Raw genomic sequence first — 17,189 nt, 5'->3', positions numbered from 1 at the left:
ACACCCGGTGAGGAAACCGAAGATGGCCACGGACGAGAAACTCCTCAAGTACCTCAAGCGTGTCACGGCCGAGCTGCACGACCTGCGGCAGCAGGTGGCGCACAGTGCGGACGAGCCGATCGCGATCGTGGGCATGGCGTGCCGGCTGCCGGGCGGAGTGGCCAACCCTGAGGACCTGTGGCGGCTCGTCAGCGAAGGCCAGGACGGTGTCACCGGCTTTCCAGAGGACCGTGGCTGGGACCTGGACGGCCTGTTCGACTCGGACCCGGACAAGCCCGGCACGTCGTACGTGAACCAGGGCGGATTCCTTTATGGGGCCGGGGAGTTCGACGCGGGCTTCTTCGGGATCTCGCCGCGCGAGGCGCTGGCCATGGACCCGCAGCAGCGGCTGTTGCTGGAGACCTCGTGGGAGGCCCTGGAGCGGGCCGGGATCGCCCCCGGCTCGATCAAGGGCACGGATGTCGGCGTCTTCAACGGCATCATGGGCGTCGACTACTTCTTCGGCGGCAATGTCCCGCCGGAGCTGGAGGGTTTCGCCGGGACGGGTGCGGCCGGCAGTGTGGCGTCCGGCCGTATCTCGTACGTGTTCGGCTTCGAGGGCCCGGCCGTGACCGTGGACACGGCGTGTTCCTCCTCGCTGGTCGCTCTCCACCTCGCCGCCCAGGCACTGCGCCGGGGTGAGTGCTCGCTCGCCCTGGCCGGCGGTGCGACCGTGATGGCGACTCCGCACACGTTCGTGGAGTTCTCGCGGCAGCGCGGGCTCGCCTCCGACGGCCGGTGCAAGTCGTACGCGGATGCCGCGGACGGTACGGGCTGGGCCGAGGGCGCCGGTGTCGTCGTCCTGGAACGGCTTTCGCGGGCACAGGAGCGAGGCCACCGGATCCTGGCGGTCGTACGGGGTTCTGCCGTGAATCAGGACGGCGCTTCCAACGGCCTGACGGCGCCGAACGGTCTTTCGCAGCAACGCGTCATCCGCATGGCGCTCGCCAACGCCGGTCTGTCGACGTCGGACGTGGACATGGTCGAGGGACACGGGACCGGCACGGTCCTGGGCGACCCGATCGAGGCGCAGGCGCTGCTGGCGACTTATGGTCAGGACCGGCCTGCCGAACGGCCGTTGTGGCTGGGTTCGTTGAAGTCGAACGTCGGTCATACGCAGGCGGCTGCGGGTGTCTCCGGAGTCATCAAGATGGTGCAGGCGCTGCGGCACGGCGTGATGCCGCCCACCCTGCATGTCGACGCCCCGTCCTCGGAGGTGGACTGGTCGACCGGCGCGGTCCAGCTCCTTGAGCGGCCCCAGCCCTGGCCGGAAGCGGAACGGCCGCGTCGGGCCGGTGTGTCGTCCTTCGGTGTGAGCGGGACGAACGCGCACGTGATCCTGGAGCAGGCACCGGAGACGGAGCCCGCGGAGCCGGGGCCGGCCGGGACCGATGACCTTGTGCTGCCGTTGGTGGTGTCCGCGAAAAGTGCCGAGTCCCTGACGGGCCAGGCGGAGCGGCTGGCGGCATTCCTCACTGCCGAGGAGGTGCCGTTGAGCGCGGTGGCGGGGGCGCTGGTCGGGGAGCGGGCGCTGCTGTCCGAGCGTGCGGTGGTGGTCGCCGGGTCGCGCGGGGAGGCGTTGGCGGGGCTGGGTGCGCTGGCGCGGGGTGAGTCGGCTGCGGGGTTGGTGACGGGTAGCGGCGTTTCGGCTGTTCGTACGGTGGTGGTGTTTCCGGGGCAGGGTTCGCAGCGGGTGGGGATGGGGCGTGAGTTGTATGCGCGCTATCCGGTGTTTGCGGAGGCGTTTGACGCGGCGTGTGTGGCACTGGATGGGCAGTTGTCGGGTTGGGTGGAGCACTCGGTCAGGGATGTCGTCCTGGGTGATGCTGGTGATCTGAGTCGGACGGTGTTTACGCAGGCGGGGTTGTTCGCTGTGGAGACGGCGTTGTTCCGGCTGGTGGAGTCGTGGGGTGTGCGGCCGGATGCGGTGATGGGTCACTCGATCGGTGAGATCACTGCGGCGCATGTGGCGGGGGTGTTGTCGCTTGCGGATGCGGCGGTGGTGGTGGCGGCTCGGGGTCGGCTGATGGAGGCACTTCCGTCGGGTGGCGCGATGGTGGCGGTTGCCGCATCGGAGGACGAGGTCGCCGGGCTGCTGGGTGAGGGTGTGGGCCTGGCGGCGGTCAACGGCCCCGCGTCCGTGGTCCTTTCCGGTGTCGAGGATGCCGTGGTGGCGGTGGCGGGGAAGCTCGCGGAGCAGGGTCGTAAGACGAAGCGGCTGACTGTCTCGCACGCGTTCCATTCGGTGTTGATGGAGCCGATGCTCGATGAGTTCGCTGCCGCGCTGTCCCAAGTGACGTGGTCGGAGCCGGAGTTCGCGGTGGTGTCGAACGTGACGGGACGGCTTGCGGAGCCTGGTCAGTTCACCGACCCGCAGTACTGGGTGGATCATGTCCGCCGTCCGGTGCGTTTCGCCGACGGTGTGGCGTCGGCGGCCGGCGACGGGGACGTTGTCTTCGTCGAACTCGGCCCGGGTGCGGCGCTGTCGAGTGTCGTGGGGGAGTCTGCTGGTGAGCGGGCGTCGTGTGTCGCGGCTCTGCGCGACGGCCGCCCCGAGACGCAGACCCTCCTCACCGCGACCGCCGAGGTCTTCGTCCACGGCGGCTCGGTCGACTGGCCGAAGGTGCTGCCGGTTACGGGTGCTTCGCACCTCGACCTGCCGACGTACGCCTTCGACCACCAGCACTACTGGCTGCAGACCGCTCCTGCCACTGATGCTGTAGCGCTTGGGCAAGCCACTGCCGATCACCCCATGATCGGTGCTGTCGTGGTGGTGCCGGAGACCGGTGGTGTGCTCTGCACCTCCCGGTTGTCCCTGCGTACTCACCCCTGGCTCGCCGACCACGCTGTGGATGGCACCGTGCTCGTGCCCGGAACTGGGCTGGTGGAGTTGGCCGTTCGTGCGGGTGATGAGGTCGGGTGCGGCACGCTGGACGAGCTGGTCATCGAGGCGCCGCTCGTCCTGCCCGAGCAGGGTGGCGTCCGCGTCCAGATCAGCGTGGGCGGACCGGACGAGACCGGAGCTCGCACCGTCGCCGTCTACTCGGCATCGGAAGACGTCGTCGAGGACCACGACAGCGAGGCCTGGACCCGCCATGCCACCGGCACCCTGACGGCGACCGCCGCTCCCGCCCCTGGCTTCGACTTCACCGTCTGGCCGCCTTCCGGCGCGGAGCAGGTTGAGGTCGCTGGTGTCTATGAGCTGCTTGCGGCGGCGGGTTATGGCTATGGCCCGGTGTTTCAGGGTGTGCGGGCGGTGTGGCGGCGTGGTGAGGAGTTGTTCGCCGAGGTTGCTTTGCCGGAGGAGCAGCGGGAGAGCGCTGCCCGGTTCGGTGTTCATCCGGCGTTGCTGGATGCGGCGTTGCATCCGGTGATGCTGGATGTGGCGCTTGCGGATCCGGCGGGTGAGGGTCGTGGTGATGCCGGGGAGGGTGTGCATCTGCCGTTCGGTTGGAGCGGGTTGCGTCTGCATGCGGCGGGTGCTTCTGCGTTGCGGGTGCGTCTGATGCGGTCTGCCGCTCACACGCTGTCTCTTGAGGCCGCCGACGGGACCGGTGGTCCGGTGCTCAGCCTGGAGTCGTTGGTCTCGCGGCCGGTGCCGGTCGAGCAGTTGGGCGGGACGACCGCCGATGGCGGCCGGGATGCCCTGTTCGAGGTGGAGTGGACGGAGTTGGCGGCCACGTCTGGGGCGGTGGCGGAGCCTTCGTGGGTGCTGGTCGGGTCGGCCGAGGATGTGGATGCCTTGGTCGTTGATGTTCCGGCTGTGGCTGTTGTGGAGGCCTTCGGTGCCGGGGTTGACGGTGTCGGTGAGGTGCTCGCGCTGACGGGCAGGGTGTTGGGTGTTGTGCAGGCGTGGCTGGCGGGGGAGGTCTTCGAGGACTCGCCGTTGGTGGTGGTGACTCGGGGTGCTGTTCCTGCCGGTGCTGATGGTGATGTCGTCGACCCGGCGGCGGCAGCTGTGTGGGGTCTCATCCGCACGGCCCAGGCCGAGAACCCCGACCGGATCGTCCTGCTCGACCTGGACCCGGCTGCTGACGACCCGTTCACCGCGGTCCTGGGACGGGCCCTGGCCATCGGTGAGCCGCAACTCGCGGTCCGCGGCACGACGTTGGCCGTGCCCCGGTTCGTCCATACCAGTGAGCGGATCTTGCAGGTACCCGAAGAGGCGGCTGAGTGGCGGTTGGGCGCTACAGGCGGTGGCACGCTCGACAAGCTCGCCCTGCTGCCTGAGCCCGGTGCCGCGGCGCCCTTGGCCGCGGGTCAAGTTCGCGTTGGCCTGCGGGCGTTGGGCATCAACTTCCGCGATGTTCTGATCGCGTTGGGCATGTACCCGGGTGCGGCCGAGCTGGGTGGCGAAGGCGCTGGGGTCGTGCTGGAGGTCGGCGAGGGTGTGACGGATCTGGCCGTCGGTGACCGGGTGATGGGCCTGACGAGCGTCGGGTTCGGATCGATCGCTGTCACCGACCGGCGGTATATCGTCCCGATACCCGAGGGGTGGTCGTTCCAGCAGGCTGCATCGGTCCCCGTAGCGTTCCTCACCGCCTATTACGGGCTGCGGGATCTCGGCGGCCTGCGGGCGGGTGAGTCGGTGCTGATCCACGCCGCCGCCGGCGGTGTGGGCATGGCCGCGACGCAGATAGCCCGGCACCTGGGGGCCACGGTGTTCGGTACGGCGAGCCCCGGCAAGTGGGCGGTGCTGCGAGAGCTGGGTTTCGACGACACACACATCGCCTCGTCGCGGACGGCGGAGTTCGAGGAGCACTTCCTGACCGGGACCTCGGGTGCCGGAATGGATGTGGTTCTGGACTGCCTGGCCGGGGAACTCGTGGATGCCTCGCTGCGGCTGCTGCCCCGCGGCGGCAGGTTCATCGAGATGGGCAAAACCGATATCAGGGATGCCGACACCGTCGCCGGGACCTACCCCGGGGTCGCCTACCAGGCGTTCGACCTGATCGAGGCCGGTCCTGACCGCATCCAGCAGATGCTCACCGAATTGATGGGACTGTTCGAAGCCGGAGAACTCAACCCGCTCCCGCGTACCGCATGGGACGTGCGCAGCGCACCGGACGCCTTCCGTTACATGAGCCAGGCCCAGCACATCGGCAAGATAGTGCTGAGCGTTCCGAAACCCCTTGATGCGCAGGGGACGGTGCTGGTGACCGGTGGCACGGGATCGCTGGGTGCCGTGGTGGCCCGGCACCTCGTCACCGAATACGGCACCCGCCATCTGGTGTTGGCGAGTCGGCGTGGTGCGGAGGCCGAGGGTGCGGCGGAACTGGTCGCTGAGCTGAGGGAGTTGGGCGCGGAGTCGGTGAGGGTGGCGGCGTGTGATGTCGCTGACCGGGATGCGGTGGCCGAGCTCCTCGGTTCGGTCGGTGACGAGCATCCGCTGACCGGGGTCGTGCACACGGCTGGTGTGTTGGACGACGGTGTGATCGGTGCGCTGTCGCCGGAACGGTTGGCGTTTGTGTTCGGGCCGAAGGTGGCGGCCGTAGGTCATCTGGATGAGTTGACCCGGGGCTTGGACCTGTCGGTGTTCGCGGTGTTCTCTTCCGCGTCGGGTCTGTTCGGTTCTGCCGGTCAGGGTAACTACGCGGCGGCGAATGCCTACGTGGACGCGGTGGCTCACCGGCGTCGGGCGGCGGGCTTGCCGGGCATCTCACTCGCCTGGGGTCTGTGGGAGCAGACCAGTGGCATGACCGCGCATCTGGACGCAGCCGACCAGGCACGTATGAGCCGTGGTGGCTGGCTGGCCATCGCTCCCGCCGAGGGGATGCGGCTGTTCGACGCGGCTCTGCGGAGTCCCACCGCCCTGGCGGTGCCGATCAAGCTGGACCTGCGGGCGCTGCGCGCCGACGCGGCGGCGGGCCGTGGCGTCCCGACCCTGCTGCGCGGCCTGGTGCACACCGGCCGACGCCAGGCACGCGCGGCGGCAGGGAAGAGCGGCGGAGGACTCGCCGCCCGGCTCATCGGGCTCGCGCCCGACGAGCAGGAGGCGTTGCTGCTCGACCTGGTCCGCGGCCATGTGGCGAACGTGCTGGGCCACACCGGGGTCGCGAACGTCGGAGCGGAGACGGCGTTCAAGGACGCCGGCTTCGACTCGCTCACGTCGGTCGAACTCCGTAACCGCCTCCGCGAGGCCACCGGCCTCAAGCTGACCGCCACCGTCGTCTTCGACTACCCGACCCCGCTGGCACTCGCCCGCCACCTGGCCGAGGAACTCGGCGACACGGTGGCCGACGCCGCGGCCGTCACCACGGGACCGGCGGTCGACCCCGACGAACCCATCGCCATCGTCGGCATGGCATGCCGCCTGCCCGGCGGAGTCGTGACCCCGGACGACCTGTGGCGGCTGGTGTCGGAGGGCCGGGACGCGATCTCCGGCTTCCCGGAGGACCGCGGCTGGGACGTCGAGGACCTGTTCGACTCTGACCCGGAGCGAGCCGGTACGTCGTACGTCGATCAAGGCGGATTCCTCTACGGAGCGGGGCAGTTCGACGCCGGCTTCTTCGGGATCTCGCCGCGTGAGGCGCTGGCCATGGACCCGCAGCAGCGGCTGTTGCTGGAGACCTCGTGGGAGGCACTGGAGCGGGCGGGCATCGACCCGGCGGCCTTCAAGGGCCGGGAGGTCGGGGTCTTCTCCGGCGTCATGAACCAGGGATATGGCATCGGCGGCGTCATCGCGCCGGAACTGAGCGGCTTCACGGCGACCGGTTCCGCGATGAGCGTGGCCTCGGGCCGCATCTCGTACGTGTTCGGGTTCGAGGGACCGGCGGTGACCGTCGACACGGCCTGCTCGTCCTCACTCGTGGCCATGCACCTGGCCGCGCAGTCGCTGCGCCAGGGCGAATGCACGCTTGCCGTGGCCAGCGGTGCGACCGTGATGGCGACTCCGCACACGTTCGTCGAGTTCTCGCGGCAGAAGGCACTCGCCGCCGACGGCCGGTGCAAGCCCTTCTCCTCGACCGCCGACGGTACGGGCTGGGCCGAGGGCGTGGGCGTCGTGGTCCTGGAGCGGCTGTCGGAGGCGCGCCGCAACGGCCACCAAGTGCTCGCGGTCGTACGGGGGTCAGCGGTCAACCAGGACGGCGCGTCCAACGGTCTGACGGCGCCCAACGGCCCCTCCCAGCAGCGCGTCATCCGCAAGGCCCTCGCGTCGGCGGGCCTGTCGGCGGCCGAGGTGGACGCGGTGGAGGCGCATGGCACGGGCACGGTACTCGGCGATCCCATCGAGGCGCAGGCCCTGCTCGCCACGTACGGCCGGGACCGGGATCCGGAGAGCCCGCTGTGGCTGGGCTCCGTCAAGTCGAACTTCGGTCACACCCAGGCCGCGGCCGGTGTGGCCGGTGTGATCAAGATGGTGGAGGCGCTGCGGCACGGCGTGTTGCCGCCCACCCTGCATGTCGAGGAGCCGACACCGCAGGTGGACTGGTCGGCGGGTGCGGTCGAGCTGCTGACGGAGGCGCGGGAGTGGCCCGCCACAGGCAGGCCGCGCCGGGCGGGCGTCTCGTCCTTCGGGCTCAGCGGGACGAACGCCCACCTGATCCTGGAGCAGGCGCCGGAGGAGCAGTCCGAGCCGATGTCGGTCCCGGCCGAAGGCATGGCGCCGCTGGTGGTGTCGGCGCGGAGCGTCGGCGCGCTGGCGGGTCAGGCCGAGCGGCTGGCGTCTTTCATCGAGGCCGAGGACGGTACGACACTGCCGCAGCTCGCGACAGCGCTCGCTTCGCGGCGTGCGGTGTTGTCGGAGCGGGCGGTGGTGGCGGCTGGTTCGCGGGAGGAGGCGTTGGCGGGGCTGCGTGCGCTGGCGCGCGGCGAGGCAAGTCCCTTTGTTGTCACCGGTGGTGGCAGTGCGGTGGCTGCGGGTCGGACAGTACTTGTCTTCCCGGGGCAGGGTTCGCAGTGGGTCGGCATGGGTCGTGAACTCCTCGATTCTTCACCGGTGTTCGCGGAGCGGGTCGCCGAGTGCGCTGCGGTGTTGGAGCGTTGGGTCGACTGGTCGCTCGTGGATGTGCTGCGGGGTGATGCTCCGGCTGAACTCCTGGAGCGGGTCGATGTGGTGCAGCCGGCGAGTTTTGCGGTGATGGTGGGTCTGGCTGCGGTGTGGGCGTCGGTGGGTGTGGTTCCCGACGCGGTGGTCGGCCATTCCCAGGGGGAGATTGCCGCCGCGTGCGTATCCGGGGCGCTCTCGTTGGAGGACGCTACCCGGATCGTGGCGGTGCGCAGCCAAGTCATCGCCGGGAGTCTCGCTGGCCGTGGAGGCATGGCCTCGGTGGCGCTGGCAGAGGCCGACGTGGTTGAGCGGCTGGAGCGGTGGGTCGGCCGGGTTGAGGTCGCGGCGGTCAACGGTCCGGCGTCCGTCGTGATCGCCGGTGACGCCGAAGCCCTCGACGAAGTGCTGGAGGTTCTTTCCGCAGATGGTGTGCGGGTACGTCGGGTGGCGGTGGATTACGCCTCCCACACCCGGCATGTGGAGGCGATCGAGGAGACGTTGGTCACCGCCTTCGCCGACATTCGTGCGCAGGCGCCCCTGGTGCCGTTCCTGTCGACGGTGACCGGTGAGTGGATCCGCGAGGCCGGTGTCCTGGACGGTGGCTACTGGTACCGGAATCTGCGCGGTCAGGTCCGCTTCGGTCCCGCGATCGCCGATCTCCTGGCCGAGGGCCACACAGTGTTCGTCGAGTCCAGCGCCCACCCCGTCCTGGTCCAGCCGGTCAGCGAAATCGTCGACCAGGCAGGCGCCGAAGCTGTGGTGACTGGTTCCCTGCGCCGTGACGAGGGTGGTCCGCGCCGGCTGCTGACCTCGATGGCCGAACTCTTCGTCCGGGGCGTGCCCGTCGACTGGACAGGCATGCTCCCCGAAGGATCCGCCGGCCAGGTCGACCTGCCTACGTATGCCTTCGACCACCAGCACTACTGGTTGCAGACCGCCCCCGCGACCGACGCCGCCTCCCTCGGCCAGGCCACTGCCGATCACCCCATGATCGGTGCTGTCGTGGTGGTGCCGGAGACCGGTGGTGTGCTTTGCACCTCCCGGTTGTCGCTGCGCACTCACCCCTGGCTGGCTGACCACGCTGTGGATGGCACCGTGCTCGTGCCTGGAACTGGGCTGGTGGAGTTGGCCGTTCGTGCGGGTGACGAGGTCGGGTGCGGCACGCTGGACGAACTGGTCATCGAGGCGCCCCTCGTCCTGCCCGAGCACGGCGGTGTCCGTGTCCAGGTCGCCGTCGGCGGACCGGACGAGACCGGAGCCCGTACCGTCGCCGTCTACTCGACCCGTGAGGACGCCACCGGCGACACCGGTACCGACACCTGGACCCGCCACGCCACCGGCACCCTCACAGCGACCGCCGCTCCCGCTCCCGGCTTCGACTTCACCGCCTGGCCGCCCCCCGGCGCCGAGCAGGTCCCGGTCGCGGGCGGCTACGACCTGCTGGCGGCGGCGGGTTATGGCTATGGCCCGGTGTTTCAGGGTGTGCGGGCGGTGTGGCGGCGTGGTGAGGAGTTGTTCGCCGAGGTTGCTCTGCCGGAGGAGCAGCGGGAGAGCGCTGCCCGGTTCGGTATTCATCCGGCGTTGCTGGATGCGGCGTTGCATCCGGTGATGCTGGATGTGGCGCTGGCGGATCCGGCGGGTGAGGGTCGTGGTGATGCCGGGGAGGGTGTGCATCTGCCGTTCGGTTGGAGCGGGTTGCGTCTGCATGCGGCGGGTGCCTCTGCGTTGCGGGTGCGTCTGATGCGGTCTGCCGCTCACACGCTGTCTCTGGAAGCGGCCGACGGGACCGGTGGTCCGGTGCTCAGTCTGGAGTCGTTGGTCTCGCGGCCCGTGCCGGTCGAGCAGTTGGGCGGGACGACCGCCGACGGCAGCCGGGATGCCCTGTTCGAGGTGGAGTGGACCGAGCTGCCCGGCAGTACGGCCCCGGGCATGGAACTGCCGCCCGCCTGGGTGCCCGTGGCCTCCCCGGGCCACGTTGCCATGCTGAACAACGGTGCGGGCATTCCGCCGGTCGTCGTCCTGGACGCCGCCGGTGACAGTTCGGACGACGACGAGGTGCTCGCCCTGACCGGTCGTGTTCTGGAGGTCGTCCAGGCGTGGCTGGCCGCACCTGGCCTCGACGAGGCCACGCTGGTCGTGGTCACCCATGGCGCGGTACCTGCGGGTGACCACGCCGCCCGCGTCGCGGACCCGGCCGGCGCCGCTGTCTGGGGCCTGATACGGGTCGCCCAGTCCGAGCATCCGGACCGCATCGTGCTCCTCGACACCGATGCCGCACCCGGCACCGACGTCGAACCGGTGCTGGCCGCCGTCCTCGCGACCGGTGAGCCCCAGGTCGCCGTGCGCGGCACCGCGCTCCTCGCCCCCCGGATCGCCCCCTCCGGCCCCGGCTCCGGCACCCCCATCACCTTCGCTCCGGACGGAACGGTACTGATCACCGGCGGCACGGGCACACTCGGCGGCCTGGTGGCCCGGCGACTGGTCGCGGAACACGGCGTACGGCATCTCCTGCTGGCCGGTCGGCGCGGTCCCGACGCCGAGAACGTCGCCGAACTGACCGCCGAACTGGAGGAGTCGGGCGCATCGGTGACGGTCGTCGCCTGTGACGTCACAAACAGGGACGCCGTGTCCGAGCTGTTGGCGGCCGTACCGGCGGAGCATCCGCTGACCGGGGTCCTCCACACGGCCGGTGTCCTGGACGACGGGGTGATCAGTGCGCTGACGCCGGAGCGGCTGGCCCACGTGTTCGGACCGAAGGTCACGGCCGTACGGCATCTGGACGAGCTCACCCGTGAACTCGCCCCGGAACTCAAGGCGTTCGTGGTCTTCTCGTCCGCCGCCGGAGTGTTCGGCTCGGCGGGCCAGGGCAACTACGCCGCGGCGAACGCCTACCTCGACGCTGTGGCGCACCAGCGCCGCTCGGACGGTCTGCCCGGCCAGTCGCTGGCCTGGGGCCTGTGGGAGCAGGCCACCGCGATGACCGCCCACCTGGACGACACCGACGGGTCGCGCGTGAGCCGGAGCCGGAGCCGGGCCCTGACGTCGGCCGAGGGCCTGGACCTGTTCGACGCCGCACTGCGCAACGGCGAGGCCCTGCTGGTCCCGATCAAGCTCGACCTACGGTCGATGCGTGCCGACGCGACCGCAGGCGGCACGGTCCAGCCACTGTTGCGGGGCCTGATACGGGTCACCCGGCAGACCGCCCGCCCCGCCGCCGAGGGCGACGGCAACGGTGGCCTTGCCGCCCGGCTCGCCGGACTGACGGCCGACGAGCAGGAAGCACTGCTCCTCGACCTCGTCCGTACGCACGCGGCGACCGTTCTGGGCCACGCCGGGCCCGACGGAGTACCGGTCGAGACCGCCTTCCGCGAGACCGGATTCGACTCGCTCACCTCGGTCGACCTGCGCAACCGGCTCCGCGAGGCCACCGGCCTCAAGCTGACCGCCACCGTCGTCTTCGACCACCCCACCCCGCTCGCGCTCGCCCGCCATCTGCACGACGAACTCGGCGTGTCACCGGAGACCGCGGCCCCGGCATCGCCCGCCGCGCCCGCGGCGGCACCGGCCGATCCCGGTGAGCCGATCGCGATCGTGGGCATGGCGTGCCGCCTGCCGGGCGGTGTGGCGAGCCCCGAGGACCTGTGGCGACTGGTCAGCGAAGGCCGGGACGCGGTGTCGGGCTTCCCGGAGGACCGTGGCTGGGACCTCGATGGTCTGTTCGACGCGGATCCGGGCAAGGCGGGTACGTCGTACGCCGACCAGGGCGGATTCCTTCAGGGAGCCGGACTGTTCGACCCGGGATTCTTCGGGATCTCGCCGCGTGAGGCCCTCGCCATGGACCCGCAACAGCGGTTGCTGCTGGAGACGTCATGGGAGGCGCTGGAGCGATCCGGTATCAACCCGGGAACGCTCAAGGGCCGTGATGTCGGGGTGTTCTCCGGACTGATGGGCCAGGGCTACGGTTCGGGCAGCGACGTGCCCGCCGAACTGGAGGGCTTCGTCACGACCGGTGCCGGCACCAGCGTGGCGTCGGGGCGTGTGTCGTACGTGTTCGGGTTCGAGGGCCCGGCGGTGACCGTCGACACGGCCTGCTCGTCCTCCCTCGTAGCCATCCACCTGGCCTCGCAGTCGCTCCGCCAGGGCGAGTGCTCGCTCGCCCTCGCCAGCGGCGCGGCCGTCATGACCAGCCCCGGAGCCTTCGTCCAGTTCTCGCGGCAGCGGGGTCTGGCGGTCGACGGCCGGTGCAAGTCGTACGCGGATGCCGCGGACGGTACGGGCTGGGCCGAGGGCGCCGGTGTCGTCGTGCTGGAGCGCCTGTCGGAGGCGCGCAGGAACGGGCACCGGGTGCTGGCGGTCGTACGGGGTTCCGCGGTGAACCAGGACGGCGCTTCCAACGGACTTACGGCCCCGAACGGCCCGTCCCAGCAGCGGGTGATCCGCAAGGCGCTGGCCGCGGTGGGCCTGTCCACGTCGGACATCGACATGGTCGAGGGACACGGGACCGGCACGGTGCTGGGCGATCCGATCGAGGCGCAGGCCCTGCTGGCGACGTACGGGCGGGATCGCGATCCGGAGCGCCCGCTCTGGCTGGGCTCCCTGAAGTCGAACATCGGCCACACCCAGGCGGCCTCGGGTGTCGCCGGCGTCATCAAAACGGTGGAGGCGCTGCGCCACGGCGTGATGCCGCCCACCCTGCACGTGGACGTTCCGTCGTCGCAGGTGGACTGGTCGGCGGGCGCGGTCGAACTGCTCACCGAGGCGCGGGCGTGGCCCGAAACCGGCCGACCGCGCCGGGCGGGTGTCTCCTCCTTCGGGCTCAGCGGGACCAACGCGCACCTGATCCTGGAGCAGGCGCCACAGGACGACCTCGCCGAACCGGCCGCAACGCCGACCGGGGGTGCGGTGCCCCTGGTCGTATCGGCGAAGACCGCCGGTGCGCTGGCGGGCCAGGCCGAGCGACTGGCGTCGTTCATCGCTACCGCTGATGGTGCGACCCTGCCGGAGATCGCGGGAGCGCTGATCGGGGAGCGCGCGCTGCTGTCCGAGCGCGCGGTGGTGGTTGCCGGTTCGCGTGAGGACGCGCTTGCCGGGTTCGGCGCACTGGCGCGGGGCGAGTCGGCCGACGGGGTGGTGACGGGCAACCGGGGTTCGGCTGTTCGTACGGTGGTGGTGTTTCCGGGTCAGGGGTCGCAGCGGGTCGGCATGGGCCGTGAACTGTACGACCAGTACCCGGTGTTCGCGGAGGCCTTCGACATGGCGTGTGCCGCGCTGGATGGGCAGTTGTCGGGGTGGGTGGAGTATCCGGTCAGGGATGTCGTCCTGGGTGATGCCGGTGATCTGAGTCGGACGGTGTTTACGCAGGCGGGGTTGTTCGCTGTGGAGACGGCCTTGTTCCGGCTGGTGGAGTCGTGGGGTGTGCGGCCGGATGCGGTGATGGGTCACTCGATCGGTGAGATCACCGCGGCGCATGTGGCCGGGGTGCTGTCGCTTGCGGATGCGGCTGCGGTGGTGGCGGCTCGGGGCCGACTGATGGAGGCACTTCCGTCGGGTGGCGCGATGGTCGCGGTTGCCGCGTCGGAGGACGAGGTCGCCGGGCTGCTGGGTGAGGGTGTGGATCTGGCGGCGGTCAACGGTCCGGCGTCCGTGGTCCTTTCGGGCGTCGAGGACGCTGTGCTGGCGGTGGCGGCGAAGCTCGCGGACCAGGGTCGTAAGACCAAGCGGCTGACTGTCTCGCACGCGTTCCATTCGGTGTTGATGGAGCCGATACTCGACGAGTTCGCGGGCGTGCTGTCCCAAGTGTCGTGGTCGGAGCCTAAGTTCGCGGTGGTGTCGAACGTGACCGGGCGGCTTGCGGAGCCCGGTCAGCTCACGGACCCGCAGTACTGGGTGGACCATGTTCGCCGTCCCGTGCGCTTTGCGGACGGTGTCACGGCCGCGGCCGGCGACGGGGACGTCGTCTTCGTCGAACTCGGCCCCGGTGCGGCTCTGTCGGGTGTCGTGTCCGAGTCGGCCGGTGAGCGGGCGTCGTGTGTCGCGGCTCTGCGCGACGGCCGCCCCGAGGCGCAGACCCTCCTCACCGCGACCGCCGAGGTCTTCGTGCACGGCGGGTCGGTCGACTGGGCGAAGGTGTTGCCGGTTGCGGGTGCTTCGCACCTCGACCTGCCGACGTATGCCTTCGACCACCAGCACTACTGGCTTCGGCCCGGCGTCAGCACGGACGCGGCCTCTCTGGGGCAGGGCAAGGCCGACCACCCGCTGCTCGGTGCGGTGGTGAGGCTTCCGCACTCCAACGGGCTGGTCTTCACCTCTCGGCTCTCCCTGCGCACGCACGCGTGGCTCGGGGACCATGCCGTCGACGGGGTCGTCGTCGTCCCTGGCGCCGGACTGGTCGAGTTGGCGGTCCGGGCCGGTGACGAGGTCGGCTGCGGGACGCTCGAAGAGTTGGTCATCGAGGTGCCCCTGGTCGTCCCCGCGCAGGGCGGTGTCCGCGTCCAGGTCGCAGTCGGTGGACCGGGCGAGAACGGCACACGGAGCGTCGACATCTACTCGACCCGGGAAGGCGCGGAGGCCGACTCCACCGACGGTGAGGCGTGGGTCCGCCACGCCACCGGTGTCCTCGGGGCGGTGGCCAAGGCCGCCGTCAGCACACGGGCCGACTTCGCCAGCTGGCCCCCGCCCGGAGCCCAGAAGGTCGATGGGGAAGGCATTCACGCCGACCTGGTCGCCCATGGCTATGAGCACGGCCCGGTGTTCCAGGGCCTGCGGGCGGTGTGGCGGCGTGGTGAGGAGGTCTTCGCCGAGGTCGCCCTGCCGGACGAACAGCGCGAGAGTGCCGCCCGGTTCGGTATTCACCCTGCTCTGCTGGATGCGGCCCTGCACTCGGTGCTGCTGTCGGGCGCCACACCGGAAGGCCGCGAGGGGACCTGGCAGCCGCTTGAGTGGCGTGGACTGACGCTGCACGCCGTCGGTGCCACGGCGCTTCGGGTGCGGATCGCTCCGCAGGGGCCGGACGGGCTGTCGCTGACCGCCGTCGACGAGACGGGCGGGTCGGTTCTGTCGGCCGACTCCGTCGCGCTACGACCGGTGTCCGCGGCCCAGTTGGAGGCCGCGGCGGGCACCGTGAGCGACGGCGGGCCCGGACTCTTCCGCGTCGAGTGGACCACGCTCGCAGAGCTGCCCTCGCAGAGCGCCATGGCGGTTGTGGCCTCGGAGGAGCGCCCGGTGACCGTGGCCACCCCGGAGGACCTGGCAGCTCTGACGGGCGGGGCGGACGTGCCACCGGCGGTGGTCCTGGAGGCCATCGCCGGTGGGGCCGGTGTCGTGAGCGGCGAGGACGGGGGAGTCCTTCCGGCCGTGGTCTCGCGGGTCCTGGCGGTGACGCAGGCGTGGCTGGCCGACGAGACGCTGGAGAGTTCCCAGCTCGTCGTCGTGACCCGTGGCGCGATGCCCGCAGGCGGTGATGCCGCGGCGACCGACCCGGCCGGCGCGGCCGTATGGGGTCTGGTCCGTGCCGCCCAGGCCGAGAACCCGGAGCGGATCGTCCTCCTCGACCTGGACCCGGCGGCGCCCGACTCCACGGCCTCGACCAGCCCGGGCCCCGTCACCCTCGGTTCCACTCTCCTGGAGGCCGTCCTCGCGAGTGGCGAACCACAGGTGGCGGTCGTCGGTACGGCGCTGACCGTGCCGCGCCTTGTCCGTACGGGGGCGCGGCAGCCGGGACAGCCTGCCGCCGCCCTGCCCGAGCGGCTCCCGCTCGACCTCGACGGCACGGTGCTCGTCACCGGCGGCACCGGATCGCTCGGTGCGCTGACCGCCCGCCACCTGGTCGCGGAGCACGGTGTCCGCCACCTGGTCCTGGCCGGACGGCGAGGGCCGGAGGCCGACGGCGCGACGGAACTCGTGGCGCGGTTGACGGCCGAGGGCGCCGAGGTGTCGGTCGTGGCGTGCGACATCACCGACCGGGACGCGGTCGCCGCGCTGCTGGCCTCCGTACCCGCCGAGCACCCGCTGACCGCGGTCGTCCACGCGGCCCGGGTCTTCGACGTCGGTCTGATCGGCGAGACGACCCCGGAACGGCTGGCCCAGGTCTTCGCGCCGAAGGCCACCGCGGTCCGGCACCTGGACGAGCTGACCCGTGAACTCGCCCCGCAGCTCAGGGCGTTCGTTCTGATGTCGTCCGCCTCGTCCGTCTTCCTGGGCGCGGGTACCGGCGCCTACGCGGCGGCCAACGCCTACGTCGACGCGGTGGCCCACCGCCGTCGCGCCGAGGGCCTGCCCGCCCTGTCGCTGGCCTGGAGTCTCTGGGAGCAGATCGCCGCCCCGGAGCCCACTGCCCCCGACGGCGCCCCGGTGACCGGCCAGGACCGGACCGGGCGCCGCGGCGGTGTGGAACCCCTGACAGCGGCCGAAGGCATGGAGCTGTTCGACGCGGCCCTCAGGGCCGGCGCGGACGACACCGGTTCGGACACGGGCCCCGGCGACAGCACCGCCCTCCTCGTACCGGCCAGGCTCGACCTGCGGGCGGTGCGGGCCGACGCCGTGCTCGGCGGGGGAGTCCCGCCGCTGCTGCGTGGACTGGTCCGCCCCGGCCGGCAGCAGGCCCGCACCGGCGCCGGTGACGGCGGCGGACTGGTCGCACGGCTCGCCGGTCTTTCGGTGACCGAGCAGCAGGCTCTGCTGCTGGAACTCGTACGCGGCCAGGTGGCGATCGTCCTTGGCCACACCGGTCCGGAGCAGGTCGGGCCGGAGACGGCGTTCAAGGACACCGGCTTCGACTCGCTCACCTCGGTCGAATTGCGCAACCGCCTCCGCGGTGCCACGGGGCTCTCCCTCCCCGCCACGGTGGTCTTCGACTACCCGGCGCCGCTCTCCCTCGCGCGGTACCTCCACGGTCGGCTCGACCCCACCGCACAGTCCACGGCCGGAACGCATCCGCTGCTGGCCGAACTGAGCAGGCTCGAAGCCACGTTGGCCGAGACGCCTGCCGACGACTCGGCCCGCGCCCAGGTCGCCACCCGGCTCCAGGGCCTCCTGACCGCATGGTCGACGGCGAACGGAACCCCGCCCGCCGAGGAGGAGCTCGACTTCGACGCCGCCTCCGACGACGAACTCTTCGACCTCATCGACACGGAGTTCGGCAACTAGCAACCGCCGACCCGTC

Annotated in this window: 1 protein-coding gene; it reads left to right on the top strand. The window is 71.1% G+C overall.

Translation table 11 applies throughout. The features are described from left to right. Positions 1-7: 7 nt before the first annotated feature. Positions 8-17,173 (top strand): SDR family NAD(P)-dependent oxidoreductase, encoded by a 17,166-nt coding sequence (locus tag R2B38_RS46150; RefSeq protein ID WP_411978622.1) that lies wholly within the window; start codon positions 8-10, stop codon positions 17,171-17,173. Positions 17,174-17,189 lie beyond the last annotated feature (16 nt).

The organism is Streptomyces sp. N50, assembly GCF_033335955.1.
In the GTDB taxonomy this organism is placed as follows: Bacteria; Actinomycetota; Actinomycetes; order Streptomycetales; family Streptomycetaceae; genus Streptomyces.
This window is presented reverse-complemented; position numbering and strand designations above follow the sequence as displayed.